The following is a 24,083-nucleotide window of genomic DNA, read 5'->3' as shown; positions in this document are numbered from 1 at the left end:
GGTGCCCGCGTCGTCCGTTATCTCGAACGAACCCAAGACACTGAAGTGCACCGGCAGCGCCTCCGTCCGACGGTGAAGTGCCAGGCCAGGTCGCGATTGTACATGCGCTGTACCGCGCCAGGACCGATCCTGAACCGCCGCCACCGACGCTTCCCACAGGTCACGGAACAGTGGTGGGAGGCGCCAGGATGGCACCTGGGAACGTGCGGTTCGCCGCGCTCGGCTGTCTGCGTGCGCAGCGCGGCGACCAGGCACTCGACCTCGGGCCGGCGCGGCAGCAGGCGTTGCTCGGCGCGTTGCTGTGCCAGCTCAACCAGCCCGCGACGCCCGAGGCGTTGCTCGCGGGCGTGTGGGGCGACGACCCGCCGCCCACCGGGGTCAAGGTGCTGCCCACCTACGTCTACCGGCTGCACCGGCTGCTCGGCCCGCCGGACGTCAGCGGCGTCCGGATCGAGGGGGTCAGGGGCGGCTACGTGCTGCACGCCGACGACGGCACCGTGGACGCCGTCCGCTTCGAACGGCTGGTGCGCGACGGTCAGCAGGCGCGGCGCAACGGGCAACCGGACCGGGCGCACCAGCTGCTGCGGGACGCGCTCGCGCTGTGGGACGGCGAGCCGTACTGCGGGCTGCCCGGGCCGCTGCTCGAGGCGCAGCGCCGCCGGCTCACCGAGTACTGGCTGACCGCCATGGAGGAGCGCATCGAGCTCGACCTGGCCGCCGGCGACGCGCGCGCGACGCTGCCCGAGCTGCGGGTGCTGTGCGCCGACCACCCCGGCAGGGAGCGGTTCACCGGGTTGCTGATGACCGCGCTGTACCGGTGCGGGCGGCAGGCGGAGGCGCTCGACGTGTACGCGCGGGCGCGGCAGCAGGTGGTGGAGCAGCTGGGCGTGGAGCCCGGTCTCGAGCTGCGTACCGTGCACGAGGCGGTGCTGCGTGGCGCCGACGACACGTTGGGCGCGCCGGTGGTCGGCCGGCGACCCGTCGGGTGCACGCTGCCGCGGGGCGTCGACCTGCTCGGCAGGGACGAGGAGCTGGCCGCGGTGCTCGGTGCGCTGCGTCCCGCCCCTGCCGCGGCCGGCGCCAGGGTCTGTGTGGTGGACGGGATGCCCGGCGTCGGCAAGACGGCGCTCGCGGTGCGTGCCGCGCGCCTGCTCGCCGACGGCTACCGGACGGCCAGGTGTACTGCGACCTGCGGGCCAGCTCGGCCACGTCCGCCGCGCTGGACGTCGCCGACGCACTCGGCGTGCTGCTGCGCGGGATCGGCGAGCCCGGCCGGCGCAGGTGCGCGTGCCGCGCGGTGGCGGTCCGGGGTGGGCGGTAAACGGCTGCTCGTCGTGCTCGACGACGTCGCCGGGTCGCAGCAGGTCGAGGCGCTGCTGCCCGGCAGCGCCGGCTGTGGCGTGCTGGTGACCAGCAGGCGGCGGCTCACCGTGTCACGGCCGGACGTGGTGGTGCCGCTGCGGCCGCTGCCGGCCGGCCCTGCGCGTGACCTGCTCGCCGGTCTGGTCGGCGACGCCCGGGCGGCGGACGAGCCGTTCACCGTCGACACCCTGGCACGTGCCTGCGGGGGACTGCCGGCCGCGCTCGGCTACCTGGCGGCCCGACTGGTGCACCGGCCGCAGTGGCCGCTGCAGGAGATGGCACGCCGGCTGGCCGGCGGTGGCCGGGTCGTCCTCGACGAGCTCTACGCCGACGACGGCGCGCTGGCTGGCGCCTTCGCCGTGTCGTACGCCCAGCTCGCCGACGCGGACCGGGCCACCTTCCGCGCGCTCGGCCGGCTGCCCGCGGAGGTCATCGACGTCCGCTGGGCGGCGGTCGCGACCGGCCGCCCGCTCACCCCGGTGGCGGCAAGCATGGAGCGCCTCCTCGACGCCAACCTGGTCGAGTCGACCGGCACCAACCGATACCGGATGCACCCACTCGTGCACGCCCACGCGGCCGGCGTGCGGGACTGACCGCGTAGGCGTGCCGCCGGTTGCGCGGCACGCCCTAGAACGGTGGGGCCTCGCCGGACTCCTCGCCGTCGCCGTCGGCCTCGGCGGTGGGTTCCTCGGCGTCGGGGTCGGTGTCGGTCATGGCCTGGTGGAGGCGGGCGCGGGCGCCGTCCAGCCAGTCCTGGCAGGTGCGGGCCAGCTCCTCGCCGCGCTCCCACAGGGCCAGCGACTCCTCCAGAGTGGTGCCGCCGGCCTCCAGCTTGCGCACGACCTCGACCAGCTCGGCGCGGGCCTGCTCGTAGCTGGCCTCGGGCTGCTGGTTGTCCGTCATGGCCGCTCCTGCTCCTCGTCAGCCGTCTCCACCGTGGTCACCGTCGCGTCGAACCTGCCGTCGACCAGGCGTACGGTGACTGCCTCGCCGGCCGTCACCTGCTGCGCGGACGCCGCCACCCGTCCGTCGGCGTGCTGCACCACGGCATAGCCACGCTGCAGCGTAGCGGCGGGCGACAGCGCCACCACGCGCGCCCGCACATGCCTGATGTCGTCGGCCGCGCGGTCCAGCTGGTGGCGCAGCGACCTGTGTGCGCGGTCGCGGACGTCCACCACCTCCTGCTCCCTGCGGTCCAGCTCCCGCACCGGGTCGGCGAGCGCCGGACGCGACCGCAGCGCGTGCAGCGCGGCCTGCTCCCGGCCCAGCCAGCTGGTGAGGTGCCGCCGCGCCCGGTCGCGCAGCTGCCTGATCAGCTCGCTCTGCTCGCCGACGTCGGGCACCACCTGCTTCGCCGCGTCGGTCGGCGTGGACGCGCGGACGTCGGCGACCAGGTCGACCAACGGCGCGTCCTGCTCGTGACCCACCGCGCTCACCACCGGCGTACGGCACGCGGCCACGGCGCGCAGCAGGCCCTCGTCGGAGAACGGCAGCAGGTCCTCGAGCGACCCGCCGCCGCGCGCGACGATGATGACGTCGACCTCGGGGTCGGCGTCGAGGTGGCGCAGCGCCTCGGTTACCTCGGTGGCCGCGTACGTGCCCTGCACGGCGACCTGCTGCACCCGGAACTGCACCGCCGGCCAGCGGCGCTTGGCGTTCTCCAGCACGTCGCGTTCCGCCGCGGAGTCGCGGCCGCAGATCAGCCCGATGCGGCGGGGGAGGAACGGCGGTCGGCGTTTGCGCTCGGTGGCGAACAGCCCCTCGGCGGCGAGCATCTGGCGCAGCCGTTCGATCCTGGCGAGCAGCTCGCCGACGCCGACCGGCCGGATCTCCGTCGCCGCGAGCGACAGCCGGCCGCGGGTCACGTACACCTCCGGCTTGGCGTGCACGACCACCCGGGCGCCGTCGACCAGCGGCGGCTGGATCCCGTCGACGAGCTGCTTCGCGCAGGTGACCGGCAGCGACACCTGCGCGACCGGGTCGCGCAGGGTGAGGAACACGGTGTTCGAGCCTGGCCGGCGGCTGAGGTCGGTGAGCTGGCCGTCCACCCAGACCCGCCCGAGCCGGCCGACCCACTGCGCGATCAGCTGCGCCACGGTGCGTACGGGCACCGGGCGTTCTGGCGAGGTCTCCATCCGGCTCATCGACGGACACCGTCTCATGCCTACCCTGGGGAGCATGACCAACGCCCCGAACCGAGTGCTGCTCGCCAAGCCCCGTGGCTACTGTGCCGGCGTCGACCGCGCCGTGGTGACCGTGGAGCGCGCGCTGGAGAAGTACGGCCCGCCGGTCTACGTACGCAAGCAGATCGTGCACAACACGCACGTGGTGCGCACGCTCGAGGAACGCGGCGCGATCTTCGTGGAGGAGGTCGACGAGGTGCCAGAGGGCGCGCTCGTGGTGTTCTCCGCGCACGGCGTCGCGCCGAGCGTCCACACGGGCGCGGCCGAGCGCAACCTCCGCACCATCGACGCGACCTGCCCGCTGGTCACGAAGGTGCACAACGAGGCCAAGCGGTTCGCGTCCCAGGGCAAGCAGATCCTGCTGATCGGGCACGAGGGCCACGAGGAGGTCGAGGGCACCGCGGGCGAGGCGCCAGAGGACGTCGTGCTCGTGGACGGTCCGCAGCAGGCCCAGACGATCGAGATCAAGGACCCGAAGCAGCTGGTGTGGCTGTCGCAGACCACGCTGTCGGTGGACGAGACCAACGAGACCGTCCAGGCGCTGCGGGAGCGGTTCCCCGAGCTCGGCGACCCGCCGAGCGACGACATCTGCTACGCCACGCAGAACCGGCAGAACGCCGTGAAGCAGATCGCTGCGGAGTCCGACCTGCTGCTGGTCGTCGGCTCGCGTAACTCGTCGAACTCCGTACGGCTGGTGGAGGTCGGGCTGGCGTATGGCGCGAGCGCGTCGTACCTCGTGGACAACGCCGGCGAGATCGACCCGGCGTGGCTGGACGGTGTGTCGACCGTCGGCCTGACCAGCGGGGCCTCGGTGCCGGAGGAGCTGGTGTCCGAGGTGATCGACTGGCTCGCGCAGCGCGGCTACGGCGACCTGCAGGAGGTCGACGCGCCGTCGGAGTCGACGCTCTTCGCCCTGCCCAGGGAGCTGCGCGAGACCCGCAAGAAGGCGCAGGCGTAACGCCGGTCAGCGGTACCCTGTGGTGTCCGCCGGCTTGTCGGCGTCCTGCACCTCGGGGACGTACCGCCAGGCGTCCGGCCGGCTGCCGTCGGTGTCGGTGAAGCCGTAGACCCTGGCCAGCTGTCCGCTGGACAGCGACTGGCCGTTCCACCGCGCGACGTCGGGGTCCTGCGCGAGCGCGGCGGTCGCGCGGCCGACGAACGCGGGGCTCTCAGAGATCGCGAAGTGCGGTATCCGCTCGGTCGCGTCGCGCCAGTTCGCCTCGGTGACGCCGAACTCCTCGAGCATCGCCTCGGAGCGCAGCCAGCCGGGGGTGAGCGCGACCGCCGTGGCGCCGCGCGGCGCCAGCTCGTGGCCGAGCGCGAAGGCCATCCGCAGGTTCGCCGCCTTCGCCAGGTCGTAGAAGAACGAGACCCGGTAGTTGATCGCGTTGTACTCGTCGGTGCCGTCGGTGACCTCCACGACGAGCCCGCCCGGCGTCTCGAGCAGCAACGGGATCGCGACGTGGCTGGTGATGGCGTGCGTGTCCACGGCCAGCCGCAGGGTGTGCAGCCCGTACTCCAGGTCGGACTCCCAGACCGTCTTGTCCCACTCCATCTTCGTCGCGCCCCAGATGTTGTTCACCAGGACGTGCAGCGCACCCTGCTCGCGCTCGATCCTGGCGACGAGCGCCCGGACCTCGTCCGGCACCAGGTGGTCGACCTGCACCGGGATGCCCCTGCCGCCCGCCGCGTCGACCAGGGCGGCGGTCTCCTCGATGGTCTCCGGACGGTCCATCTCGGAGCGGTGCGAACCGCTGGTCCGCCCGGTCACGTACACGGTCGCCCCGACCGCACCCAGCTCGACCGCGATCCCGCGACCTGCCGCCCTCGTCGCCCCGGCCACCAGAGCCACCTTGCCCGCCAGCGTCACCGTTGCCTCCCTCGCGCCTGCCAGCCATACAGTGTATGGCAAGGTACCATACGCTGTATGGCAGACGCTGGCAACGGTCGCCCGCGGCGGTTGAGCCGGGAGGTGATCCTGGACGCCGGGCTGCGGATCGTCGACGAGGCCGGCATCGAGGCCCTGACCATGCGCCGCCTCGCCGCGGACCTGCAGGTCAACCCGATGTCGATCTACCACCACCTGCCGGGCAAGGCCGCCGTGCTCGCCGGCCTGGTGGAGCGGGTCTACGCCCAGCTGCGGGTGGACGTCCCGCCGGACGGCACGCCGTGGCAGGACCAGGTGCGCGCGGCGGCGCAGGCGTACCGGCGGATCCTGCGCGCGCACCCGAACCTGGCGCTGCAGATCATCTCCGACCCGGCGGCGGTGGCCGAGTCGCTCGCGGTGGCCGGTGAGCCGCTGTACGCAGCGCTGGCGCAGGCCGGGCTGCCGCCGCGGGCGGTCGTGGACGCCGCCAACACCGTGGTCGACTTCGTGCACGGTTTCCTGCTCGGCGAGACGAGGAGCGGCGGCGAGCCGTTCGACCTCGGTCCTGACCTGCTGGAACGCGTCGCCGCCCTACCGCAGGGCTCGGCGCCGACGCTCACGGCGGTCGCCGAGGCGGTCGGCGCCGACGGTTTCAGGTTCGAGTACGACCGCGGCTTCGAGGTCTCCCTCGACATCCTGATCAGGGGCATCGAGGCCGGCCTGCGGTAATCGACCGGTGGGCCGCAGCAGCCCAGCCGGCCGTCAGCGGGAGTCGTCGTCCTCGGTGCGCTTCGCGGCGCTCTCCCTGCCCTGGTCGGCGACCTTGCCGACGCCGTCGGCGAGGCGCTCGCCGGCCTTGTCCAGCTTGGCCGAGTACTTGTGCCCGGTCTTCTCGTCGAGGTACCCGGTCATCTTGTCCAGCTTGGACTTGATGGTGTCCTCGTGCTTCGCGGTCTGTTCGGTGAGGCCGTCGCGGATCTCGCCCAGGCCCTCCGCGAACGCGCTGGCGACCTGCTTGCTCTGCGCCCGCCAGTCGTTGCTGCCGTTGTCGGCCATGTGCTCCAAACCCCTCGTCGTCGCCGGTCACCCCACCAGGACAGTTACCGAGAATACCTGGTCGGTTGCGCCGGCGAAGCCGTTCAGTGGGCCAGCCGACCCTGGTCTTCCTCAGGGTGCTGCGGGGTGACGCCGAACCGCTCGTCGCCCAGCTCGTCGGCCGCGTCGTCGTCTTCCTCGTCCGCGTACAGCAGCCGGATCTGCCTCGCCTCGCTCGCCGACGACACCAGCTCACCGGCGCCGAGCGGGCGCGGTGTCTCCTCCACCGGGGTCGGCGCGGGCAGCTCGCCCTCGACCAGCTGCAGGTCGCGCATCCGGCGTGCGCTCACCAGCACCCGGGTCTCCAGCGAAGCCACGGTGCCGTTGTACGCGGTGACCACGCGTCCGATCGCGCGGCCGAGGCCGTCGACCTTGTCGCCGAGCTTGCCGAGCCGGTCGTAGAGCTGCTTGCCGAGCTCGAAGACCTCGCGGGCGTTGTCGGTGAGCGCGGCCTGCTGCCAGGTGTACGCGACCGTACGCAGCATGGAGATCAGCGTGGTCGGGGTGGCGATCACCACCCGGTTGGCCATCGCGTGCTCGAGCAGCTGCGGGTCGTGCTCGAGGGCGGGCGCGAGGAACGCCTCGCCGGGCACGAAGAGCACCACGAACTCGGGCGTCGGGCTGAACGCCGCCCAGTACTCCTTCGCCGCCAGCTGGTCGACGTGCTTGCGCAGGTGCCGCGCATGCCGCGAAAGCGCCTGCGTCCGCGCGGCGTCCTCGGTGGCCTCCACCGCCTCCAGGTACGCGGCCAGCGGCACCTTCGAGTCGACGACCACGTTCTTGTCGCCGGCGAGGTGCACGACGAGGTCCGGCCGGCGCTGCCCGTCGTCGGTGGTCGCGTTGCCCTGCTTGGTGACGTCGCAGTGCTCGGACATGCCGGCGAGCTCCACGATGCGTTCCAGCTGCAGCTCGCCCCAGCGGCCCCTGACCTGCGGCGCGCGCAGCGCGTTGGCCAGCGACGCGGTCTCGTGCCGCAGCTGCTCGCCGGTCTGCCGCACCAGCCCGACCTGCTCGGTGAGCGAGTGGTACGCCGCCACGCGCGCCTGTTCGAGCTCCCGCAGCTGCCCCTCGACCTTGGTCAGCGTGTCCTTCAGCGGCGCCACCATGTTCTCGACGGCCTGCCGCCGCTGGTCGAGGTCGCCGGCCGCCTTGGTCTGGGCTTCCTTGAACCGCTCGTCGGCGAGCTGGAGGAACTGCTTGCTGCTCTGTTCGAGCGCCGCGGACGACAGCGCACGGAAGCGCTCGTTCATGGTGCGGTCGACCAACTCCGCCTGTTCGGCCGCCGCGCGGCGTTCCGCCTCGAGCGTGGCGCTGAGCCCGGCCACCTCGCTCTCCGCCTTCCGTAGCGCGGCCGCCGTACGTTCCTCGGCGTCACGCGACCGGTCGCGCTCGCCGCGGAGCGTGTCGCGCTCGCTGACGGTGTGGGCGTGGCGCACCCGGGCGATCAGTACGGCGACTGCCGCACCCAGCAGTGCGCCGAGCAGCAGTCCGCCGACGAGCAGGGCAGCGGTGATCGCGTCCATGTAGTGATAGTTGCAGCTGGCACCGACTCAAGCCCAGGGTGCCGCGCCGACTCCGCGCAAACCGAGCCAGCCGTCAGCCAGCCGGCCCGGCGAGTTAGGTTTACGTCTCGTGAGTCTCAGCATCGGTATCGTCGGCCTGCCCAACGTCGGAAAGTCAACCGTCTTCAACGCGTTGACCAAGGGCAACGTGCTCTCCGCGAACTACCCGTTCGCGACCATCGAACCCAACGTGGGCGTGGTGGGCGTGCCCGACCCGCGGCTGGCCGCCCTGGGCACGATGTTCAGCTCGGCGCGTGTGGTGCCTGCGTCGGTGAGCTTCGTGGACATCGCCGGGTTGGTGCGCGGAGCGTCGGAGGGGCAGGGGCTCGGCAACCAGTTCCTCTCGCACATCAGGGAGTCCGACGCGATCTGCCAGGTGATCCGCGTCTTCGAGGACTCCGACGTGATGCACGTCGACGGCCGGGTGAGCCCGAAGGACGACATCGACACCATCAACACCGAGCTGGTGCTCGCCGACCTGCAGACGGTCGAGAAGGTGCTGCCGCGGCTGGAGAAGGAAGCCAAGCTGAAGAAGGACCTGGCGGCGACCGTCGAGGCCGTGCGCGAGGCGCGTGACGTGCTGAACTCCGGCCAGACGGTGTTCGCCGCCGGCCTGGACACGGAACCGTTGTACGACCTGCATCTGCTCACCGCCAAGCCGTTCCTCTACGTCTTCAACGTGGACGACGAGGAGATGGGCAACGAGGAGCTGAAGCAGGGGCTGCGTCAGCTCGTCGCGCCTGCGGAGGCCGTCCTCCTAGATGCCAAGCTGGAACACGAGCTGACCGAGCTCTCCGAGGAGGAGGCGCTCGAGCTGTTGCAGTCGGTGGGGCAGGAGGAGTCCGGCCTCGCGATCCTCGCCCGCGTCGGCTTCGAGACGCTCGGCCTGCAGACGTTCCTCACCGCCGGCCCCAAGGAGTCGCGCGCATGGACGATCCGCCGAGGCGCAACCGCCCCCGAAGCCGCCGGCGCCATCCACAGCGACTTCCAGCGCGGCTTCATCAAGGCAGAGATCGTCTCGTACGACGCACTCGTCGACGCAGGCTCCATGGCCGAAGCCCGCTCCCGCGGCAAGGTCCGCCTGGAAGGCAAGGACTACCCCATGACCGACGGTGACGTGGTGGACTTCAAGTTCAACGTGTAGCCGAGCACGTTCACGCAGATCACTGCCTTATTTCGCGTTCCCATTCCTCAATCGTTCCTCCACACATCGCCGGCCTCCCGACCGCGCAGGCCGCCGACAGCGAACCTCTGAGCGACCGCGCGGTCAGAGGTCCACGCCCAGCGCCGCCGCCGTCGGTACGGCGAACCGCGGTACAGTCGGACATGCGCGGCGGGCCGTCCGGGGTTTGCCGGCTTCGTGGAACATCTCCCGCCAGGTCGCCCGGCCGAGAGATTCCTCCGGGTATTCGGCTAGCGACCACACTTCCCCGATGACGTTGCGAGCGTGGTTGCGCGCGATCCGCCACGCGTGGCGGATCGTGTTGTGGTGGGGTGGGTTGCCGTTCTCGCCCTCGAACAGCCACCGGTCCTGGTCGTCGCCGGGGCGGTACAGGCGGATGTCTTCGGACAGCATCGTCAGTAGCTCGCTGGCGAGGTACACCGTTCGCTCTGAGCCGGCCTTCGGCCATAGTCTCCGAACGGTGGCAGTCCGTAGGGTTACACGGCTTCGATCTGATCGCCGGTGACTGGGACGTTGTCGAACTCGCCGTCGACCACCACGTCGACTGCGTACTCATCGGGCGCGTTGACGGCGTCGACGACGGTGCCGACGGTGCCCGCGGGGACTACCGGTACGCCGTCGTCTCGGGTGACGTCCCCGACGAGACGGACCTTGGTGCCTTCCTCGAACGTCATCGCTCGCCCTTCGCCGTGTGCACTTGGAGCCAATTGGTGATCATGCGCGGCTCGCCGAACTTCGTCTCCCGATGCTCGTACGGCCGCGCGCTCGGCAGCCCGGCGCTGAGCTGCCGCAGGACGTCATCGGCCGCCGCGGCCCGCCATCGGCGCTGTGCGCGTCGTAGCCGAGGTCGACCCACGCCTGCCACTCGCCGCCGTTGTCCTTCTCCGGGTGCATCGAGTAGTTCGCGAACTTGCCGGGATCGACCGACGCTGACGTCGCGCCGGGGAAGCGGAACGTCGGCCGGTCCGGCTGTCCTGCCTGCGCCGGGCTCGGCCGCTGCGTACCGGTGCCGACGCTGCCTGACGGTGAGGAGACCGCCGTGCCGCCCCGCAACGCGATGGCCCGCTCCAACAGCTCGGTCAGCTGCGCCTCGACCGTCGCGAGGACGCCGCCGGCCTCCTCGATGCCCGCCCGCGCGCCTCGGTCTCGGCAACCGCCCGATCCCGGCCAAACGCGGTGGCCGCGTCGACCGCAGTCTCCGCCGCCGTGACCGCCTTGCCCGCCATGCTCGTGCACCCTCTGCACGCTGCTCAGGCTCGCCTGCAGCGCCGCGACCAAGTCATCGAGCGCGGACACCTCACCCTGGACCGTTCGGCAGCACGTCAGCGGCATCGTGCCCGAGCGCCCGTGGTACTGCAACACGGCACTGCTGCAAAGGGACAATGTGCCGGCTCATTCCTCAGAAATTCCTCAGCACGACCACGACGGACCACCGACCACCAACGCTTCCTAGTGGTGTATGTGCAGGTCAGGCCGCAAGTGTCACTAAATGGGTTGCCGATGTGTCCCTGGCGCAGCAGGGTGAGCGCGATGATGGACGCGACCGGGTTGCTGCGGGCGTACGACGAACAGCTGCGTTCCGACGCCGAGACGCCTAGTGCGGTCTCGGTGGCTCGGACCGGGCCGCTGCGGTTGGTGACGTTCGCCGGTGGGCGGGGGTTCGTGACGTACCGGGACCTCGGGGGTGCGGACGCCGACGAGATCGCCGGGCTCGTGCCTGAGGTGCTCGCGCACTACCGGGCCGATCCCGCGATCGAGCGGGTGGAGTGGAAGACCCGCGGCCACGACCGGGCGCCCGGTCTGCACGAGGCCCTCGTCGGCAACGGGTTCACTCCGGGCGAGCCCGAGTCGATCATGCTCGGTGAGGCCAAGGCGCTGACGGCCGACGTGCCGTTGCCCGCGGACGTCACGCTGCGGCGGGTGACCGAGGAGCGCGACGTCCGTGCCATGAGCGCGATGCAGGACGAGGCGTTCGGCGACCCGGTCTCGGACGCGATGGCGGACGCGTTGCTGCGCCGGCTCGCGCTCGACGACGGGATGGAGCTGTGGGTGGCGGAAGCGGACGGCAGGATCGTCGCCGCCGGTCGGCTCGAACCGGTCGCTGGCACCGCCTTCGCGGGGATCTGGGGCGGCGCGACGCTCGAGGAGTGGCGCGGTCGCGGCATCTACCGCGCGTTGACGGCGGCACGCGCCCGGTCCGCGCTCGCCCGCGGCAAGACCCTCGTCCGCAGCGACTCGACCGAGTACTCCAGGCCGACCCTCGAACGTGCCGGTCTGGTGAAGGCGTCGACGACGACGCCGTACGTGTGGCTCCCCTGAGTCAGCGGCGCAGCTTCAACACCTTCATGGTGATCCGGGAGTCGACGCGTGCGATGGCGGGATCGCCGAGCAGCTGCGTCGTCAGCCAGCGTTCGTACGTCGCGGTGTCGGCGACCTGGACGCGGATGAAGTAGTCCGGCAGCCCGAACATCCTGCGCAGCTCCACGACCTCGTCCATCGCCGCCAGCCGCTCTTCGAAGGCGTCCACGGTGGCGAGGTCCTTGGCGACCAGGTCCGCGTGGATGAGGACCTCGAAGCCGCGGCCGAGCCGCTGTGCGTCCACGTTCGCCGAGTAGCCGGTGATGACTCCGTCGGCCTCGAGCCTGCGGACGCGGCGCAGGCAGGGCGCGGCGGTCAGCCCCACCCGGGCGGCGAGCTCCTGGTTGGTCAGCCGCCCGTCCTGCTGCAGCTGATGAATGATTGCTCGATCGATCTCATCCATGCGAACAGATTGCGCCAACATGGACGATACCGCAACAGAAGGCAAGCACCTTGCGCACGAACTTGCTTACGCTTGCTGCATGAGTGAGGTATGTGCCGCGCCGCCACGTACGGACTTCCGCGCGGCAGCCCGCGAGACGTGGGTCATCTGGCTGGGGCTGTTCGCGCTGGGGATCGGCTTCGGCGTGCTGGTCGCCAGCCACGGGTTCCCCTGGTGGCTCGCTCCCGTCATCTCAGCGGTGCTGTTCGCCGGGTCCGTCGAGTTCATCCTCGTCGGCATGCTGGCGGCGGCCGCGCCGATCGCCGCCATCGCCATGACCACGTTCCTGGTGAACGCGCGGCACCTCTTCTACGGGCTGTCGTTCCCGCTGCACCGGGTGGCCGGGTGGCACCGCAAGGCGTACAGCGTGTTCGCCCTGTCCGACGAGGCATACGCGCTGACGACGAGCAAGGACCCCGACACGCTCACCAGTGGTCGCATCCTCTGGACGCAGTTCGGGCTACACGCCTCGTGGGCGGCCGGTGCGCTGGCCGGCGGTCTCGTCGGCACGACACTGCTGCGCGACGTCGAGGGGCTCGACTTCGTCCTCACCGCCCTGTTCGGCGTCCTCACCATGGACGCGTACCGGGCCCGGCCCGACCGGACCACCCTGCTGCTGGCGGGCGGCTGTGCCGTGGCCGCCCTCGCCGTGACTCCGGGCTCGATGATCCTCGCTGCCATGGGGGCGTTCACCGCATGCCTCGCCGTCCGGCACCGACTCGCTCAGGGAGCTCGCCGTGCCTGACGCCCCGTACGTCGCCACTGCGCTCGCGGTCGCGGTCGCCGTCACCGTTGCCCTGCGGGCGGCTCCGTTCGCCATGAAGAGCGTCATCCAGGAGTCGGCGCTGTTCGCCGACCTCGGCCGGTGGATGCCGCTCGGCGCCATCGCGATCCTCGCGGTCTACTGTCTGTCGAGGATCGACGTCACTGCGCCATCGCACGGCATCGCCGAGTTGACCGGCGTCGCGGTCACCGTCGTGGTGCACCTGCTGCGCCGCAACGCGGTCCTCAGTATCGTCGCCGGCAGCATGGCGTGCATCGTGCTGGCCAACTGGTTGCTGCCGGCTTGAGGGCACGCTCCAGACGGACATACGGAGCGCAGCAGTGAACCCACAGGTAGTGGTCGTCACCGGTGGCGGGCAAGGTATCGGCAGGGCGGTAGCGGAGCGGCTGGTCGACGACGGCATCCGCGCCGTGGTCGTCGACCTCGCCGCGCCGACGACGGACTGGTTGGCGCCCCTCGTCGCAGCCGGCGCCGCACGCGTCGTGGTCGGCGACGCCGGCGACGACGCGGTGGCCGGCCGCGCGGTGGCGACGGCGCGCGAGCTCGGGTCGCTCGTGGGTTGGGTCAACAACGCGGCCGTGTTCCGCGACGCGTGGCTGCACGAGGCGGGCGGTGCGGCCGTGGCAGAGCTGGTGCGCAGCAACCTGCAGCCCTGCCTCGCGGGCGCGGCGGCCGCTGTCGCCGCGTTCCGGGCCGACGGCACCGCAGGCTCGATCGTCAACGTCTCCTCGCACCAGGCCCAACGCCCCGTGCGCGGCGCACTCCCGTACGCCACCGCCAAGTCCGCGATCGAGGGCCTGACGCGTGCACTCGCCGTCGACTACGGTCCCTGGGACGTCCGCGTGAACGCGGTGGCTCTGGGCTCGGTCGTGACCGACAGGCTCGAGTCGTTGGCTGCCGACCATGCCGCGATGGACGAGCAGATGCGCGACCTGCACCCGCTCGGGCGTGCCGCGTCGGCCGCCGAGGTCGCCGACGTGGTCGCCTATCTCGTCTCGGACCGGTCGCGATTCGTCAGCGGTGCCACCGTCCCCCGTGGACGGCGGCCGTTCGGTGCAGGGACCCGACCCGGAGGCCAGGAGCCTGCGTTGATGCGCCATCCGTAGTGTTGAACACGCAGCCCAACCGGGCGGTAACCCGCCGCGTCGAACAGGTTGTGGAACCCGGGTTCAAGACATGGTGCGGAGAAGGGTAGATAAAGATTCCGCCAAGATTTAGCGTGCTGACCGCCTGCCTGGCTGCGCTGTGTCTGACTTGATGTGCACCCTGACTCGCGTCATCGGTACGGTAAGTCCTCGCTCGTGAGGCGGCTGTAAGGTCGCCGGTCGAACTGGATACGTCGCGTCGTGGCGACTTATTGCGGTAGCGCGGGTGGCATGCTGTTCGAGGCTGTCCGAACCGTGCGTGATGCGCAACTGGCGGCCAGGTAGCGTGATGGGTACCTGCGGGAAATCGACCCGAGGAGGAAAAGTTGATCGAAGCGCGCGGCGTGAGCAAGGTGTTCGGGGTACCCGAACGCAAAGCCGCCGAGGCTCTCGCGCGCGGTCGCAGTGGTCGAGACGAGATCGTCGGCGCTGGAGGCGTACTCGCTGTCGATGACGTGTCGTTCACCGTCGACCGTGGTGAACTGTTCGTGATCATGGGTCTGTCGGGTTCCGGCAAGAGCACCATGATCCGCATGATCAACAAGTTGATCCCCCCGACCGCTGGCACGGTGATCATCGGCGATGTCGACGTCGGGAAGATGTCCGACGCTGCACTACGCAGGTTGCGGAACCAGCGCATCAGCATGGTTTTCCAACACTTCGCACTGTTCCCGCACCGGTCCATCAAGGACAACGTGGCGTACGGGCTCAAGGTGCGCGGCATGTCGAACGGGCAGCGCTCGGAGAAGGCGGGCGCCGCACTCGAGCAGGTGGGTCTCGCGCACCGGATGGACGCGTACCCGCACGAGCTCTCCGGTGGCCAGCAACAGCGCATCGGGTTGGCGCGGGCGCTCGCGACCGAGGCCGACATCCTGCTGATGGACGAGCCGTTCAGCGCGCTCGACCCGTTGATCCGGCGCGATATGCAAGACCTGCTGCTGGAGCTGCAGGGCGAGGTGCGCAAGACGGTCCTGTTCGTCACGCACGACCTGAACGAGGCGATGCGCATCGGCGACCGGATCATGGTGATGAAGGACGGCGGCGTCGTGCAGCTCGGCACCGGCCCTGAGATCATCGCCGAGCCGGCGACCGAGTACGTACGCGACTTCGTCTCCGACGTCGACCGCACCCGGGTGCTGACCGCCGCCACCATCATGCGTGAGCCGCTGGTCGTCGCATCCGTCGACGAGCAGCCGCGGCAGGTACTGCGCAAGCTGGAGGGCGTCGAAGCAGGTGGCGTCTACGTGCTCGACGCGGACCGCAAGGTCGTCGGCGTCGCACACGACAAGGACCTCGCGAAGGCAGGCACACGGCCGCTGCGCGAACTGCTGACCGACGACTACGAGACGGTCACCGAGGAAGAGTCGATCGTCGAGTTCGCGCAACGTACGGGCAACCACCCGGTGCCACTCGGCGTGGTCGACGGCGACGGGCGGCTGTGCGGTGTGGTGCCGCGCGCCGCGATCCTGGCCGCGATCTCGGGTGAGGACGACGAGTCCGCTACGAGGACCGAGGATGCCGGCGACGCCGACACGAGTGCGGGCGAGCCGCCGGGCGAACCTGCGGTGGCGGGAGCCGACGCAGCCTTGCCCGGCGAAGGCACCTCCGCGTCGGAGAGGGTGACGGATAATGCCTGAGATGCCCAGGATCCCGCTCGGCCAGGTCATCGAAGGCTTCATCACCTGGCTCACCAACAACGCCAGTGTGGTCTTCGATGCCATTTCCGTGGTGCTGCTGTTCGTCGCCAACATCGTCTACCGGCTGTTGGCTGTGCCACACCCGCTCCTGCTGATCGCCATCCTCGCCGTGTTGGCATTCGCGGCGACGCGCAAGGTCGGGCTGCCGATCTTCACCATCATCGCGTTCCTGGTCGTCTACAGCATCGACCTGTGGACCGAGACACTGCAGACGCTGTCCGTGGTGATCATGGCGACGTTGTTCGCGCTGCTGATCGGCGTGCCCGTGGGTATATGGGCGGCGCGTTCGACGACGACGAGCGTGATCGTGCGGCCGGTACTCGACTTCATGCAGACCTTGCCGGTGTTCGTCTACCTGCTGCCCGCGGTGTTCTTCTTCGGCATCGGTGTGGTGCCCGGCATCGTCGCCACCATCGTGTTCGCGTTGCCGCCTGCGGTACGCCTGACCGAGCTCGGTATCAGGCAGGTCGACCGAGAGGTCGTCGAAGCGGCGCAGGCGTTCGGATCCAAGCCGGGCCAGGTGCTGCGCGAGGTGCAGATACCGCTGGCGATGCCGTCCATCATGGCCGGTGTCAACCAGGTCATCATGCTGGCGCTGTCGATGGTCGTGGTGGCCGGCATGGTCGGTACCGAGGGCCTCGGCCAGGTCGTGGTGGGCGCTACCCAGAACCTCGACATCGCAGGCGGATTCGAGAGCGGTATCGCCGTCGTGCTGTTGGCCATCTACCTCGACCGGTTGACCGGTGGGGTGAGCCGGCTCTCGCAGCGGCGTGGCAAGGGAAAGCGCAAGGCGGGTGCCGCCCCGGAGGAGCCGGCGGAACCCGCAGAGGAGGGAACCGTCAAGGAGCCCGCGGCGGCTTGAACTGCGTAGCCGTCTCGGCGTGAGGAAACAACACCAGGGAGAATGATGCGAACCGGAAAGATATGGCGCGCTGTCACCGCGGTGTTCGCGGCCGCCGCCTTGTCCCTCGCAGTCGCCGGCTGTGGCGGTGGCGGCGGTGAGGACGATGGTTTCGGCGGTGGCGGTGGTGACAAGACGATCACCATCGGCTACATCGCCTGGGACGAGGCCATTGCCGCTACCGAGGTATGGAAGCAGTTGCTGGAGGCCGAGGGCTACAAGGTCGAGACCAAGCAGTTGGAGGCCGCTGCGCTGTACTCCGGGGTCGCCAACGGCAACCTCGACCTGTACCTGGACGGCTGGCTGCCGGCCACGCACGCCAACTACTGGAAGAAGTACGGCAAGCAGATCGTGGACGTCGGTGTCTGGTACGAGGAGGCGGACCTCGGTCTGGCCGTGCCCGACTACGTGAAGGCGAAGAGTCTGGCGGACCTGAAGACCCAGTCCGGCGACTTCGACGGTGAGATCATCGGCATCGAGCCGTCGGCCGGCATGATGGGCATCCTGAAGGACGACGTCGTGCCGAAGTACGGTCTGGACGGCAAGATGAAGGTGCGGCAGAGCAGCACCCCTGCGATGCTGGCCGCGCTGGACAAGGCGTACAAGGCGAAGAAGCCGATCGTCGTCACCATGTGGCGGCCGCACTGGGCGTTCGCCGAGTACGACATCCGCTACCTCGAGGACCCGAAGAAGGCCTGGGGCGACCCGGACAGCATCCACTCCATCGCGTCCAAGGACTTCGCGAAGGGGAACAAGGAAGTCATGGGATGGATGAAGAACTTCAAGATGACGCCTGAGCAGTTGGCGGGACTGGAGAAGGAGATCCAGGACGCCGGCGGCAACAAGCAGGCGCCGAAGGCCGTCAAGGCGTGGCTGAAGGACAACAAGTCCCTGACCGACCAGTGGATCAAGAAGCAGTAACCCGATAGCAAACGAGGCGGCGGGTGCCCGGTCATACGGCCGGGTACCCGCCGTCTCTGTGTGCAGCGGGCGTGCGAGCATCGCGGCATGTCCGATGCGGCCAGACTGAAGTGGGAACGGGCGACCGAGTGGCCGCTCCTCGTGCTCGCGGCGCTGTTCCTCGGCGCGTACGCGGTCGACGTGCTGTACACGGGGCCCTCGCAGCTGATCCCGGCGACCGCACAGGTCGTCAACATCGGGGTCTGGCTGCTGTTCGTCGTCGACTACGTCGTGCGCCTGGGGCTCGCGGCGCACAGGTGGAAGTTCGTCACCAAGCACCTGCTCGACCTGACGATAATCGTGTTGCCTTTCCTGCGGCCGCTGCGCGTGCTCCGGGTGGTGGTCGTGCTCGGCGTGCTCGACCGCCGGTTGCGGGGCACGTTCCGGCGCCGTGCGGTGCTTTACGTCACCACGGCCGTGGGCCTCATCGTGTTCGTGGGAGCGCTTGCCGTGCTCGACGCGGAACGCGGTGCGCCTGGCGCCACCATCGCGGACTTAGGCGACGCAGTGTGGTGGGCGCTGGCGACGGTCACCACCGTCGGGTACGGCGACCAGTTCCCGGTCACCGTGGCCGGCCGGTTTGTGGCCGGCGGCATGATGATCGCCGGCATCTCGCTGCTCGGCGTGATCACCGCAACGTTGGCCTCGTGGTTCATGGAACACGTCGAGGAGATGAAGGTCGAGGAGCAGGAGACCCAGGACAGTCTCGGCGAGCTCACCGCCGAGGTGCGCAGGCTGCGCGAGGAGGTGCGTGCGCTGCGGGCCGGCGCTGCTCAGGACAGGTCCGGCTGACCTCCCCAGCGGCCGTGGTGCACGAGTTCCTGCCACGGCCGCCGCGGCTGTGACGGTCGCGACGGACGTGCATCCGGGTCGGGATAGCCGAGGGCGAGCGCGCCGACGGGCGCGTACTCCGCGGGCACCCCGAAGGCCGCGCGGAAGTCGTCGAGCACCGGCCCCGGGATGCCGAAGAACAACCCGCCGAGACCTTCGTCGACGGCGGTGAGCAGCATCAGCAGCGCGGCCATCCCAGTGTCCACGTGCCAGTACGGCACCTGCCACCTGGTCTCGTCCCGGTCCGGCCAGCCCTTGTCCGGCTTGGCGTACCTGTCCAGGTAGGCGTCCTTGCTCGAAAGCGGCACCACGATCAGCGGCGCCGTGGTGACGCTGGACACCACCGGCCTGGCAGGTGCGAGCGCCTGCCAGAATGCGGCGCGCTCGTCCGCGGCCTCCAGGGCGAGGAACGCGTAGCCCTGCGAGTTGCCCGCGGACGGCGCGCGCGTCGCGTTGCGCAGCAGCCGGCGTACCGCGTCGGCGGGCAGCGGTTCTGGGGCGAACGCGCGCACCATCCGGCGCCCGCTGACCACGTCGGTGAACTCCACAGGTATTCCTCATTTCGTCGCGCCCGCGGGCGGTCGAGCTCTGGCACACTCAGTGTGCCGCGCGTCGCGTACGAGAGGAGTCCCGGCGTTGACCGACGAACGACGGAGCAACTACGAGCTGCACGCCGAGCGCTCCAAGGGGGCGAAACGGCTGCTCGACCCGGTCAGGGTGGGGCTGCAGAACGCGGCCGTCTGGCTCGGCGCCGGGGTGGTCACGTCGATAGGCGCCCACGCCATTGGCTACTCGTCGCCCTCCCTGACGGTCGGCGCGATCATCAGCGCGACGATGTCCGCCGGCTACATGAGTTACACGACCGCGAAGGAAGCCAACCAGCGGCACAGCGAGCGGATCGCCGACCGAGGGCAGCGGCCCGGCGCCACCGGTCGGGCCGGCGGTGCGGCCGCGCACGACGTCCGGCGAACCGCCATGGACGAGGTTCGCGGTCGGGGCGACCGGGGCGGACAGCACGGCGACCACAGGTAGGGCACGGAACTCCGGGACTGCTGGAGGCGTCAGGTAGCGCATGAGCACGCAGTCCACCTGGCACGGAAAGCCGACCGTCTGCGGCGCGACCGCGGTCGGCATGTACGTGGGCAGCCACATGGGCGAGAAGGTAGGCGAGTTCATCCAGCAGGTCAGTGGCCAGCCAGTACTGGGCGCAGGCGGGTTCGCGTTGACGGTTGCCAGCATGGCTGTCAACGGTTTCGCCGTCGCAAGGGCGTTGAACCGTGAGCACCAGGCACTGAACAACAAGCACGACAACGTCGTCAAGGAGCGGGACCAACTCAAGCGGAGGCTCGCCGACCGCGATGGCCGCGACGGTCCGAAGAGCGGTGGGCACACGCGCGGCGGGCGCTAGCGGTGAGGGAGCTGGCGTGGCCGCGACGATCGCCTATGGTGTCCACGGTTATCGGATGGCCAAGGAAGCCAACCACAAGCACGACGAGGTCGTCACCGAGCGCGATGCGCTTCGCGAGCAGCTGGCCGGGCCGGCACAGCAGGCTCCGTACGCGACCGGCGGTCGAGGGACTGGTCGGCCGCCGAGACCCAGCCGATCCCATGCGGGGCAACCGTGGTGGCGAGCCCGGCCGGTCGAGTGCCGCCGCCGAGCGACCGGGGCAGGATCGCGACGCGGGACCCAGCACGGCACCCACCGTCAGGGCGGTGGGCGCTACAAGTGGGTCACTATGCCGAGTGAGCGGCGACGATGTCGTCGATGCCTTTGGCGAGCTCGACGTCCTTGGAGGTGACGCCGCCGGCGGAGTGGGTGGACAGCCGGAACAGCAGGGTGCGCCACCGGATGTCGATGTCCGGGTGGTGGTTGCGCTGCTCGGCGAGCTCCGCGACCTCGTCGACGATGCGGATCGCCGTGGGGAAGTCAGCGGCCTTGACCGTCCGGTTGATGCCCTTCGTGTCACCGGTCCACGCCGGCAGATCGGCGAGGGTGGTGCGGAGGGCGTTCTCGTCCAGCAGCTCGGCCATCCCCCCAGCTTGCCGTGCCGGCGTGTGGGGTCGTCAACCCTACGCGGGTTGCGATACGCGGTCGTGACACAGCGACAGCGGTCGGCTGGAACGTGAGCGGGTGGGGCGCCGTCCAGTAGCTGGTCGGGTCGGCGGGTGAACGAGCGGGGAGCGGGAGATGGCGAAGCAGAGCGTCTACGGGATGCGTGCACAGACCAAGCAGGCCGAGCCGCGGTCGGGACCGAAGGGCGTCTGGTCCACGCTGAAGGGCGTAGCGGCAGGCGCCACGGTTGGCACGGTCGGCGGCGTGGGGAACATCCTCACCGCGGACATCTGGGCGCCGAAGTTCACGGAAGCCCTGGGTATCGCGGCCAGCACGGTCGGCGCGTCGCCGCCGACCCAGCAGGCGGTGACGGCGGTGGGCGTCGGGGTCATCGCAGGCATCGGTGCGATGGTCGGCTACGACATGTCTCGGAGCAAGACCGCAGAGCAGGCCGGTCGCCGGGCCGACCTGCGGCACGGCATCGGGTCGAAACAACAGCGCGCTCGGGCTCGAGGCGGCCAGTCCGGGCCGGACCGTGGCACCCGTCAGGTCGCCGGCCGGGGACGCCGGGAGCAGCCGAACCGGGCCGAATCGGCAACGGGTCTGACCAGCCGGCAGGGTCGTTAGCCGGCAGTGGTGCGATGACGAAGACCAGGTCGAGGGCCAGGCGGCTGTCGGCGTCGGGGGAGTGTCCACCACGACGTTGGCGGCGGCGGACGTGTCCGACAGCCGCGGCGACCGGCATCGGGTTCACGGTGGCGGCGGTCCTGGTGGCCGCCGAGGCGGCCTACCGCGGCAACGGCGACGCCCCCGCGAGGGAGGACCCCGGTCGCTGGACGGTAGAAATGGGCAGTTACTCCCCGACCCACGCGGCGGTGCACACCGGCGCGGTCTTCCTCGGCCGAAGGGGGACGCGCCGGTACCCGGTAGCTGCAGGGCACCGGTTCCGACCGGCCAGGCAGGGACGAGGCGCGACCTGGCCGAGGGCCGACACCGGACAAGGCAACGCGACGGTCGCTGACCCAGCCGCGCGGGCGGCCGGGCTCAGCGGCGCTTGGCGTCCGGGGCCTTGAACTTCCGCCAGAGGAACGACAGCGGGTCGTACTTGGTGTCGATGACGCGCTCCTTCAACGGGATGAGCGCGTTGTCGGTGATGTGGATGTTCTCCGGGCAGACCTCGGTGCAGCACTTGGTGATGTTGCAGAAGCCGAGGCCCAGCTCCTCCTCGGCGACCTGGCGCCTGTCGGCGGTGTCGAGCGGGTGCATCTCCAGCTCCGCCGCCTGCATCAGGAACCGCGGGCCGGCGAAGTGCTGCTTGTTCTCCTCGTGGTCGCGGATCACGTGACACACGTTCTGGCACAGGAAGCACTCGATGCACTTGCGGAACTCCTGGCTCCGCTCGACGTCGACCTGCTGCATCCGGTACTCACCGGGCTGCAACCCCTCCGGCGGGGTGAACGCCTGGACCTTCTTCGCCATCTCGTAGTTGAACGAGACGTCGGTGACGAGGTCCTTGATGATCGGGAAGGCGCGTATCGGGCTGACGTTGATGGTCTCCTCTTGGCTAAACGTGCTCATCCGGGTCATGCACGTCAGCCGGGGCTTGCCGTTCACCTCGGCGCTGCAGGAGCCGCACTTGCCGGCCTTGCAGTTCCAGCGCACGGCGAGGTCGCCGGCCTGGGTGGCCTGGATGCGGTGGATGATGTCGAGGACGACCTCCCCCTCGTTCACCTCGACGTCGTAGTCCGTGAAGGCGCCGCCCGAGGCATCCCCGCGCCAGACCTGGAACTTGGCTTGGTAGCTCGCCATCCTCAGCCCCGCCCCCACCCGCAAATGGAAACGCTTCGCGTTGCTGTACTCATTGAAACTACTCCTCGAAGAGAGCCTTCAGGTCGTCCGGCATCTCGGGTAGCGGCTGGGTGGCGATGTCTACGCCGTCGCCGGCTACACGGCAGACGATGTTCTTCTTGCCCCACCCCTCGTCGGGCCCGGGGAAGTCCTCGCGGGTGTGCCCGCCGCGGCTCTCGGTGCGCTCGAGCGCAGCCTTCGCCAGGCACTCCGACACCAGCACCATGTTTTTCAGGTCGAGCGCCAGGTGCCAGCCCGGGTTGTACTGCCTGTTGCCCTCGACCGTCAGCCGGTCAAGCCGCTCCTTGTACGACGGTAGCGTCTCGAGCGCCTCCTGCAGGTCCTCCCCCCTGCGGATGATGCCGGCGAGGCTCTGCATGGTCTTCTGCAGGTCCTGGTGCAGGGTGTACGGGTTCTCGCCGTCCTCCACCTCGAACGCGGCGAGCGCTTCCCTGCCCGCGCCGCTGACCTGGCCGTCGTCGACCTTCGGCCGGTCGGTCAGCCCCTGCGCGTAGCTGGCGGCGTACTCACCGGCGCGCTTGCCGAAGACCAGCAGGTCCGACAGCGAGTTGCCGCCCAGCCGGTTGGAACCGTGCATGCCACCGGCCACCTCGCCAGCGGCGTAGAGACCGGGCACGAGCGACTGCGCGGAGTCCGGGTCGACCTCGACGCCACCCATCACGTAGTGGCAGGTCGGTGCGACCTCCATCGGCTCGGCGGTGATGTCGACGTCGGCCAGCTCCTTGAACTGGTGGTACATCGACGGCAGCCGGCGCTTGATGTCCTCGGCGCTGCGCCGGGACGCGACGTCGAGGAACACGCCGCCGTGCGGGGATCCCCTGCCGGCCTTGATCTCCGCGTTGATCGCGCGGGCGACCTCGTCGCGGGGGAGCAGCTCAGGTGGCCGGCGGTTGTTGACGTGGTCGTCGTACCAGCGGTCCGCCTCTTCCTCGCTGTCGGCGGTCTCGTGCTTGAAGTACTCCGAGATGTAGTCGAACATGAACCGCTTGCCCTCGGAGTTGCGCAGCACGCCACCTTCGCCGCGCACCGACTCGGTGATGAGGATGCCCTTCACCGAGGGCGGCCACACCATGCCGGTCGGGTGGAACTGGACGAACTCCATGTTGACGAGCGTGGCGCCGGCGCGCATCGCCATGGCGTGCCCGTCGCCGGTGTACTCCCAGGAGTTCGACGTGATCTGGAACGACTTGCCGATGCCGCCGGTGGCCAGGATGACCGAAGGCGCCTCGAAGCAGATGAACCTGCCGGACTCGCGCCAGTAGCCGAACGCCCCGGAGATCCGGTCGCCGTCCTTGAGCAGCTCGGTGATCGTGCACTCCATGAACACGTCGATGCCGAGCGACACCGCGCGCTGTTGGAGGGTGCGGATCATCTCCAGGCCGGTGCGGTCACCGACGTGGGCGAGCCTGGCGTACCTGTGCCCACCGAAGTCGCGCTGGGAGATCTTGCCTTCCTTGGTGCGGTCGAAGAGCGCACCCCAGGTCTCCAGCTCGTAGACCCGCTGCGGCGCCTCCTGCGCGTGCAGCTGCGCCATCCGCCAGTGGTTGAGCATCTTGCCGCCGCGCATCGTGTCGCGGAAGTGGACCTGCCAGTTGTCCTGCTCCCACACGTTGCCCATCGCCGCGGCGATGCCGCCTTCGGCCATGACCGTGTGCGCCTTGCCGAGCAGCGACTTGCAGACGATCGCGGTCTTGGCTCCCTGCTCGTGGGCCTCGATCGCGGCACGCAGGCCCGAGCCGCCCGCGCCGATCACCACGACGTCGTACGCGTGGCGTTCCATCTCACTCATGA

The 24,083-nt window shown here is 70.0% G+C and carries 25 protein-coding genes and 2 pseudogenes; 14 read left to right on the top strand and 13 right to left on the bottom strand.

Annotation, left to right across the window (positions count from 1 at the left end):
* Window positions 1-188: 188 nt before the first annotated feature.
* Complete coding sequence (locus GEV07_06185) at window positions 189-1,955, top strand: hypothetical protein (GenBank protein ID MQA02319.1); 1,767 nt, start codon at window positions 189-191, stop codon at window positions 1,953-1,955.
* A gap of 34 nt (window positions 1,956-1,989) precedes the next feature.
* Here the strand turns inward: GEV07_06185 and GEV07_06180 are convergent, their stop codons facing one another.
* Entirely contained in the window at window positions 1,990-2,265 is a 276-nt protein-coding gene (locus GEV07_06180) for an exodeoxyribonuclease VII small subunit (protein ID MQA02318.1), read from the bottom strand.
* A complete protein-coding gene (locus GEV07_06175; GenBank protein MQA02317.1) occupies window positions 2,262-3,497 on the bottom strand; it encodes an exodeoxyribonuclease VII large subunit in 1,236 nt (411 codons plus the stop codon). Before GEV07_06175 ends, GEV07_06180 begins: the two co-directional genes overlap by 4 nt.
* Before the next feature lie 25 nt (window positions 3,498-3,522).
* Here GEV07_06175 and GEV07_06170 point away from each other — a divergent pair, with 25 nt between their 5' ends.
* On the top strand, window positions 3,523-4,503 hold the full coding sequence (locus GEV07_06170) for a 4-hydroxy-3-methylbut-2-enyl diphosphate reductase (protein MQA02316.1): 981 nt from the start codon (window positions 3,523-3,525) through the stop codon (window positions 4,501-4,503).
* 6 nt (window positions 4,504-4,509) lie between these two features.
* Here the strand turns inward: GEV07_06170 and GEV07_06165 are convergent, their stop codons facing one another.
* Complete coding sequence (locus GEV07_06165; GenBank protein MQA02315.1) at window positions 4,510-5,415, bottom strand: SDR family oxidoreductase; 906 nt, start codon at window positions 5,413-5,415, stop codon at window positions 4,510-4,512.
* Between the two features lie 57 nt (window positions 5,416-5,472).
* Between GEV07_06165 and GEV07_06160 the strand changes: the two genes are divergently transcribed.
* Entirely contained in the window at window positions 5,473-6,141 is a 669-nt protein-coding gene (locus tag GEV07_06160) for a TetR family transcriptional regulator (protein ID MQA02314.1), read from the top strand.
* 33 nt (window positions 6,142-6,174) lie between these two features.
* Here GEV07_06160 and GEV07_06155 read toward each other — a convergent pair whose 3' ends face one another.
* Entirely contained in the window at window positions 6,175-6,468 is a 294-nt protein-coding gene (locus tag GEV07_06155) for a hypothetical protein (GenBank protein ID MQA02313.1), read from the bottom strand.
* Window positions 6,469-6,551: 83 nt separating this feature from the next.
* The gene (gene rmuC, locus GEV07_06150) at window positions 6,552-8,030 is read right to left on the bottom strand and encodes a DNA recombination protein RmuC (GenBank protein MQA02312.1); all 1,479 of its coding nucleotides are present in this window, start codon (window positions 8,028-8,030) and stop codon (window positions 6,552-6,554) included.
* A 109-nt stretch (window positions 8,031-8,139) separates the two neighbouring features.
* On the opposite strand from rmuC, the gene ychF reads away from it, so the two are divergent.
* Window positions 8,140-9,213, top strand: coding sequence for a redox-regulated ATPase YchF (gene ychF, locus GEV07_06145; protein MQA02311.1), 1,074 nt, complete (start codon window positions 8,140-8,142; stop codon window positions 9,211-9,213).
* Between the two features lie 123 nt (window positions 9,214-9,336).
* Here the strand turns inward: ychF and GEV07_06140 are convergent, their stop codons facing one another.
* From GEV07_06140 to GEV07_06130, 3 genes are all read right to left on the bottom strand, one after another.
* Entirely contained in the window at window positions 9,337-9,645 is a 309-nt protein-coding gene (locus GEV07_06140) for a hypothetical protein (GenBank protein MQA02310.1), read from the bottom strand.
* 83 nt (window positions 9,646-9,728) lie between these two features.
* A complete protein-coding gene (locus GEV07_06135; protein ID MQA02309.1) occupies window positions 9,729-9,926 on the bottom strand; it encodes a hypothetical protein in 198 nt (65 codons plus the stop codon).
* 40 nt (window positions 9,927-9,966) lie between these two features.
* Entirely contained in the window at window positions 9,967-10,548 is a 582-nt protein-coding gene (locus GEV07_06130) for a hypothetical protein (GenBank protein MQA02308.1), read from the bottom strand.
* 234 nt (window positions 10,549-10,782) lie between these two features.
* Between GEV07_06130 and GEV07_06125 the strand changes: the two genes are divergently transcribed.
* Window positions 10,783-11,571 (top strand): GNAT family N-acetyltransferase, encoded by a 789-nt coding sequence (locus GEV07_06125; protein MQA02307.1) that lies wholly within the window; start codon window positions 10,783-10,785, stop codon window positions 11,569-11,571.
* A 1-nt stretch (window position 11,572) separates the two neighbouring features.
* On the opposite strand, the gene GEV07_06120 is transcribed toward GEV07_06125, so the two are convergent.
* Complete coding sequence (locus GEV07_06120) at window positions 11,573-12,013, bottom strand: winged helix-turn-helix transcriptional regulator (GenBank protein MQA02306.1); 441 nt, start codon at window positions 12,011-12,013, stop codon at window positions 11,573-11,575.
* 79 nt (window positions 12,014-12,092) lie between these two features.
* Between GEV07_06120 and GEV07_06115 the strand changes: the two genes are divergently transcribed.
* The 6 genes and pseudogenes from GEV07_06115 to GEV07_06090 all read left to right on the top strand — a co-directional run bounded on the left by GEV07_06115 (window position 12,093) and on the right by GEV07_06090 (window position 18,331).
* Window positions 12,093-12,797 (top strand): amino acid transporter, encoded by a 705-nt coding sequence (locus GEV07_06115; protein MQA02305.1) that lies wholly within the window; start codon window positions 12,093-12,095, stop codon window positions 12,795-12,797.
* Window positions 12,790-13,122: a branched-chain amino acid ABC transporter gene (locus GEV07_06110; protein MQA02304.1), complete on the top strand. Its 333-nt coding sequence runs from the start codon at window positions 12,790-12,792 to the stop codon at window positions 13,120-13,122. Before GEV07_06115 ends, GEV07_06110 begins: the two co-directional genes overlap by 8 nt.
* 34 nt (window positions 13,123-13,156) lie before the next feature.
* Window positions 13,157-13,928, top strand: a pseudogene (locus tag GEV07_06105) (SDR family oxidoreductase).
* Window positions 13,929-14,307: 379 nt separating this feature from the next.
* Window positions 14,308-15,618, top strand: coding sequence for a betaine/proline/choline family ABC transporter ATP-binding protein (locus GEV07_06100; protein ID MQA02303.1), 1,311 nt, complete (start codon window positions 14,308-14,310; stop codon window positions 15,616-15,618).
* Between the two features lies 1 nt (window position 15,619).
* Window positions 15,620-17,500: pseudogene (locus GEV07_06095) on the top strand (ABC transporter permease subunit).
* Window positions 17,501-17,587: 87 nt separating this feature from the next.
* A complete protein-coding gene (locus GEV07_06090) occupies window positions 17,588-18,331 on the top strand; it encodes a hypothetical protein (GenBank protein ID MQA02302.1) in 744 nt (247 codons plus the stop codon).
* On the opposite strand, the gene GEV07_06085 is transcribed toward GEV07_06090, so the two are convergent.
* On the bottom strand, window positions 18,313-18,918 hold the full coding sequence (locus GEV07_06085; GenBank protein ID MQA02301.1) for a nitroreductase family protein: 606 nt from the start codon (window positions 18,916-18,918) through the stop codon (window positions 18,313-18,315). The genes GEV07_06090 and GEV07_06085 overlap by 19 nt on opposite strands.
* Before the next feature lie 88 nt (window positions 18,919-19,006).
* Here GEV07_06085 and GEV07_06080 point away from each other — a divergent pair, with 88 nt between their 5' ends.
* Window positions 19,007-19,402: a hypothetical protein gene (locus GEV07_06080; protein MQA02300.1), complete on the top strand. Its 396-nt coding sequence runs from the start codon at window positions 19,007-19,009 to the stop codon at window positions 19,400-19,402.
* Between the two features lie 40 nt (window positions 19,403-19,442).
* Entirely contained in the window at window positions 19,443-19,778 is a 336-nt protein-coding gene (locus GEV07_06075; protein ID MQA02299.1) for a hypothetical protein, read from the top strand.
* Window positions 19,779-20,104: 326 nt separating this feature from the next.
* On the opposite strand, the gene GEV07_06070 is transcribed toward GEV07_06075, so the two are convergent.
* Window positions 20,105-20,401 (bottom strand): 4a-hydroxytetrahydrobiopterin dehydratase, encoded by a 297-nt coding sequence (locus GEV07_06070; protein MQA02298.1) that lies wholly within the window; start codon window positions 20,399-20,401, stop codon window positions 20,105-20,107.
* A 157-nt stretch (window positions 20,402-20,558) separates the two neighbouring features.
* On the opposite strand from GEV07_06070, the gene GEV07_06065 reads away from it, so the two are divergent.
* Window positions 20,559-21,050, top strand: a complete 492-nt coding sequence (locus tag GEV07_06065) for a hypothetical protein (GenBank protein ID MQA02297.1) — start codon at window positions 20,559-20,561, stop codon at window positions 21,048-21,050.
* A 417-nt stretch (window positions 21,051-21,467) separates the two neighbouring features.
* On the opposite strand, the gene GEV07_06060 is transcribed toward GEV07_06065, so the two are convergent.
* Together GEV07_06060 and GEV07_06055 are read right to left on the bottom strand one after the other, a co-directional pair.
* Entirely contained in the window at window positions 21,468-22,232 is a 765-nt protein-coding gene (locus tag GEV07_06060) for a succinate dehydrogenase/fumarate reductase iron-sulfur subunit (GenBank protein ID MQA02296.1), read from the bottom strand.
* A 58-nt stretch (window positions 22,233-22,290) separates the two neighbouring features.
* A complete protein-coding gene (locus tag GEV07_06055) occupies window positions 22,291-24,081 on the bottom strand; it encodes a fumarate reductase/succinate dehydrogenase flavoprotein subunit (GenBank protein MQA02295.1) in 1,791 nt (596 codons plus the stop codon).
* Window positions 24,082-24,083 lie beyond the last annotated feature (2 nt).

The organism is Streptosporangiales bacterium, from assembly GCA_009379825.1.
Taxonomy (GTDB): Bacteria; Actinomycetota; Actinomycetes; order Streptosporangiales; family WHST01; genus WHST01.
This window is presented reverse-complemented; position numbering and strand designations above follow the sequence as displayed.

What these genes read in the sequence shown, in the direction of transcription:
- GEV07_06155 (MQA02313.1), bottom strand. Translation starts at nt 6,468, where the DNA reads ATGGCCGACAACGGCAGCAACGACTGGCGGGCGCAGAGCAAGCAGGTC.
- GEV07_06060 (MQA02296.1), bottom strand. Translation starts at nt 22,232, where the DNA reads ATGGCGAGCTACCAAGCCAAGTTCCAGGTCTGGCGCGGGGATGCCTCG.
- rmuC (MQA02312.1), bottom strand. Translation starts at nt 8,030, where the DNA reads ATGGACGCGATCACCGCTGCCCTGCTCGTCGGCGGACTGCTGCTCGGC.
- GEV07_06070 (MQA02298.1), bottom strand. Translation starts at nt 20,401, where the DNA reads ATGGCCGAGCTGCTGGACGAGAACGCCCTCCGCACCACCCTCGCCGAT.
- GEV07_06160 (MQA02314.1), top strand. Translation starts at nt 5,473, where the DNA reads ATGGCAGACGCTGGCAACGGTCGCCCGCGGCGGTTGAGCCGGGAGGTG.
- GEV07_06185 (MQA02319.1), top strand. Translation starts at nt 189, where the DNA reads ATGGCACCTGGGAACGTGCGGTTCGCCGCGCTCGGCTGTCTGCGTGCG.
- GEV07_06170 (MQA02316.1), top strand. Translation starts at nt 3,523, where the DNA reads ATGCCTACCCTGGGGAGCATGACCAACGCCCCGAACCGAGTGCTGCTC.
- GEV07_06075 (MQA02299.1), top strand. Translation starts at nt 19,443, where the DNA reads ATGAGCACGCAGTCCACCTGGCACGGAAAGCCGACCGTCTGCGGCGCG.
- GEV07_06120 (MQA02306.1), bottom strand. Translation starts at nt 12,013, where the DNA reads ATGGATGAGATCGATCGAGCAATCATTCATCAGCTGCAGCAGGACGGG.
- GEV07_06135 (MQA02309.1), bottom strand. Translation starts at nt 9,926, where the DNA reads ATGACGTTCGAGGAAGGCACCAAGGTCCGTCTCGTCGGGGACGTCACC.
- GEV07_06125 (MQA02307.1), top strand. Translation starts at nt 10,783, where the DNA reads ATGATGGACGCGACCGGGTTGCTGCGGGCGTACGACGAACAGCTGCGT.
- GEV07_06055 (MQA02295.1), bottom strand. Translation starts at nt 24,081, where the DNA reads ATGAGTGAGATGGAACGCCACGCGTACGACGTCGTGGTGATCGGCGCG.
- GEV07_06180 (MQA02318.1), bottom strand. Translation starts at nt 2,265, where the DNA reads ATGACGGACAACCAGCAGCCCGAGGCCAGCTACGAGCAGGCCCGCGCC.
- GEV07_06175 (MQA02317.1), bottom strand. Translation starts at nt 3,497, where the DNA reads ATGGAGACCTCGCCAGAACGCCCGGTGCCCGTACGCACCGTGGCGCAG.
- GEV07_06115 (MQA02305.1), top strand. Translation starts at nt 12,093, where the DNA reads ATGAGTGAGGTATGTGCCGCGCCGCCACGTACGGACTTCCGCGCGGCA.
- GEV07_06090 (MQA02302.1), top strand. Translation starts at nt 17,588, where the DNA reads ATGTCCGATGCGGCCAGACTGAAGTGGGAACGGGCGACCGAGTGGCCG.
- GEV07_06140 (MQA02310.1), bottom strand. Translation starts at nt 9,645, where the DNA reads ATGCTGTCCGAAGACATCCGCCTGTACCGCCCCGGCGACGACCAGGAC.
- GEV07_06065 (MQA02297.1), top strand. Translation starts at nt 20,559, where the DNA reads ATGGCGAAGCAGAGCGTCTACGGGATGCGTGCACAGACCAAGCAGGCC.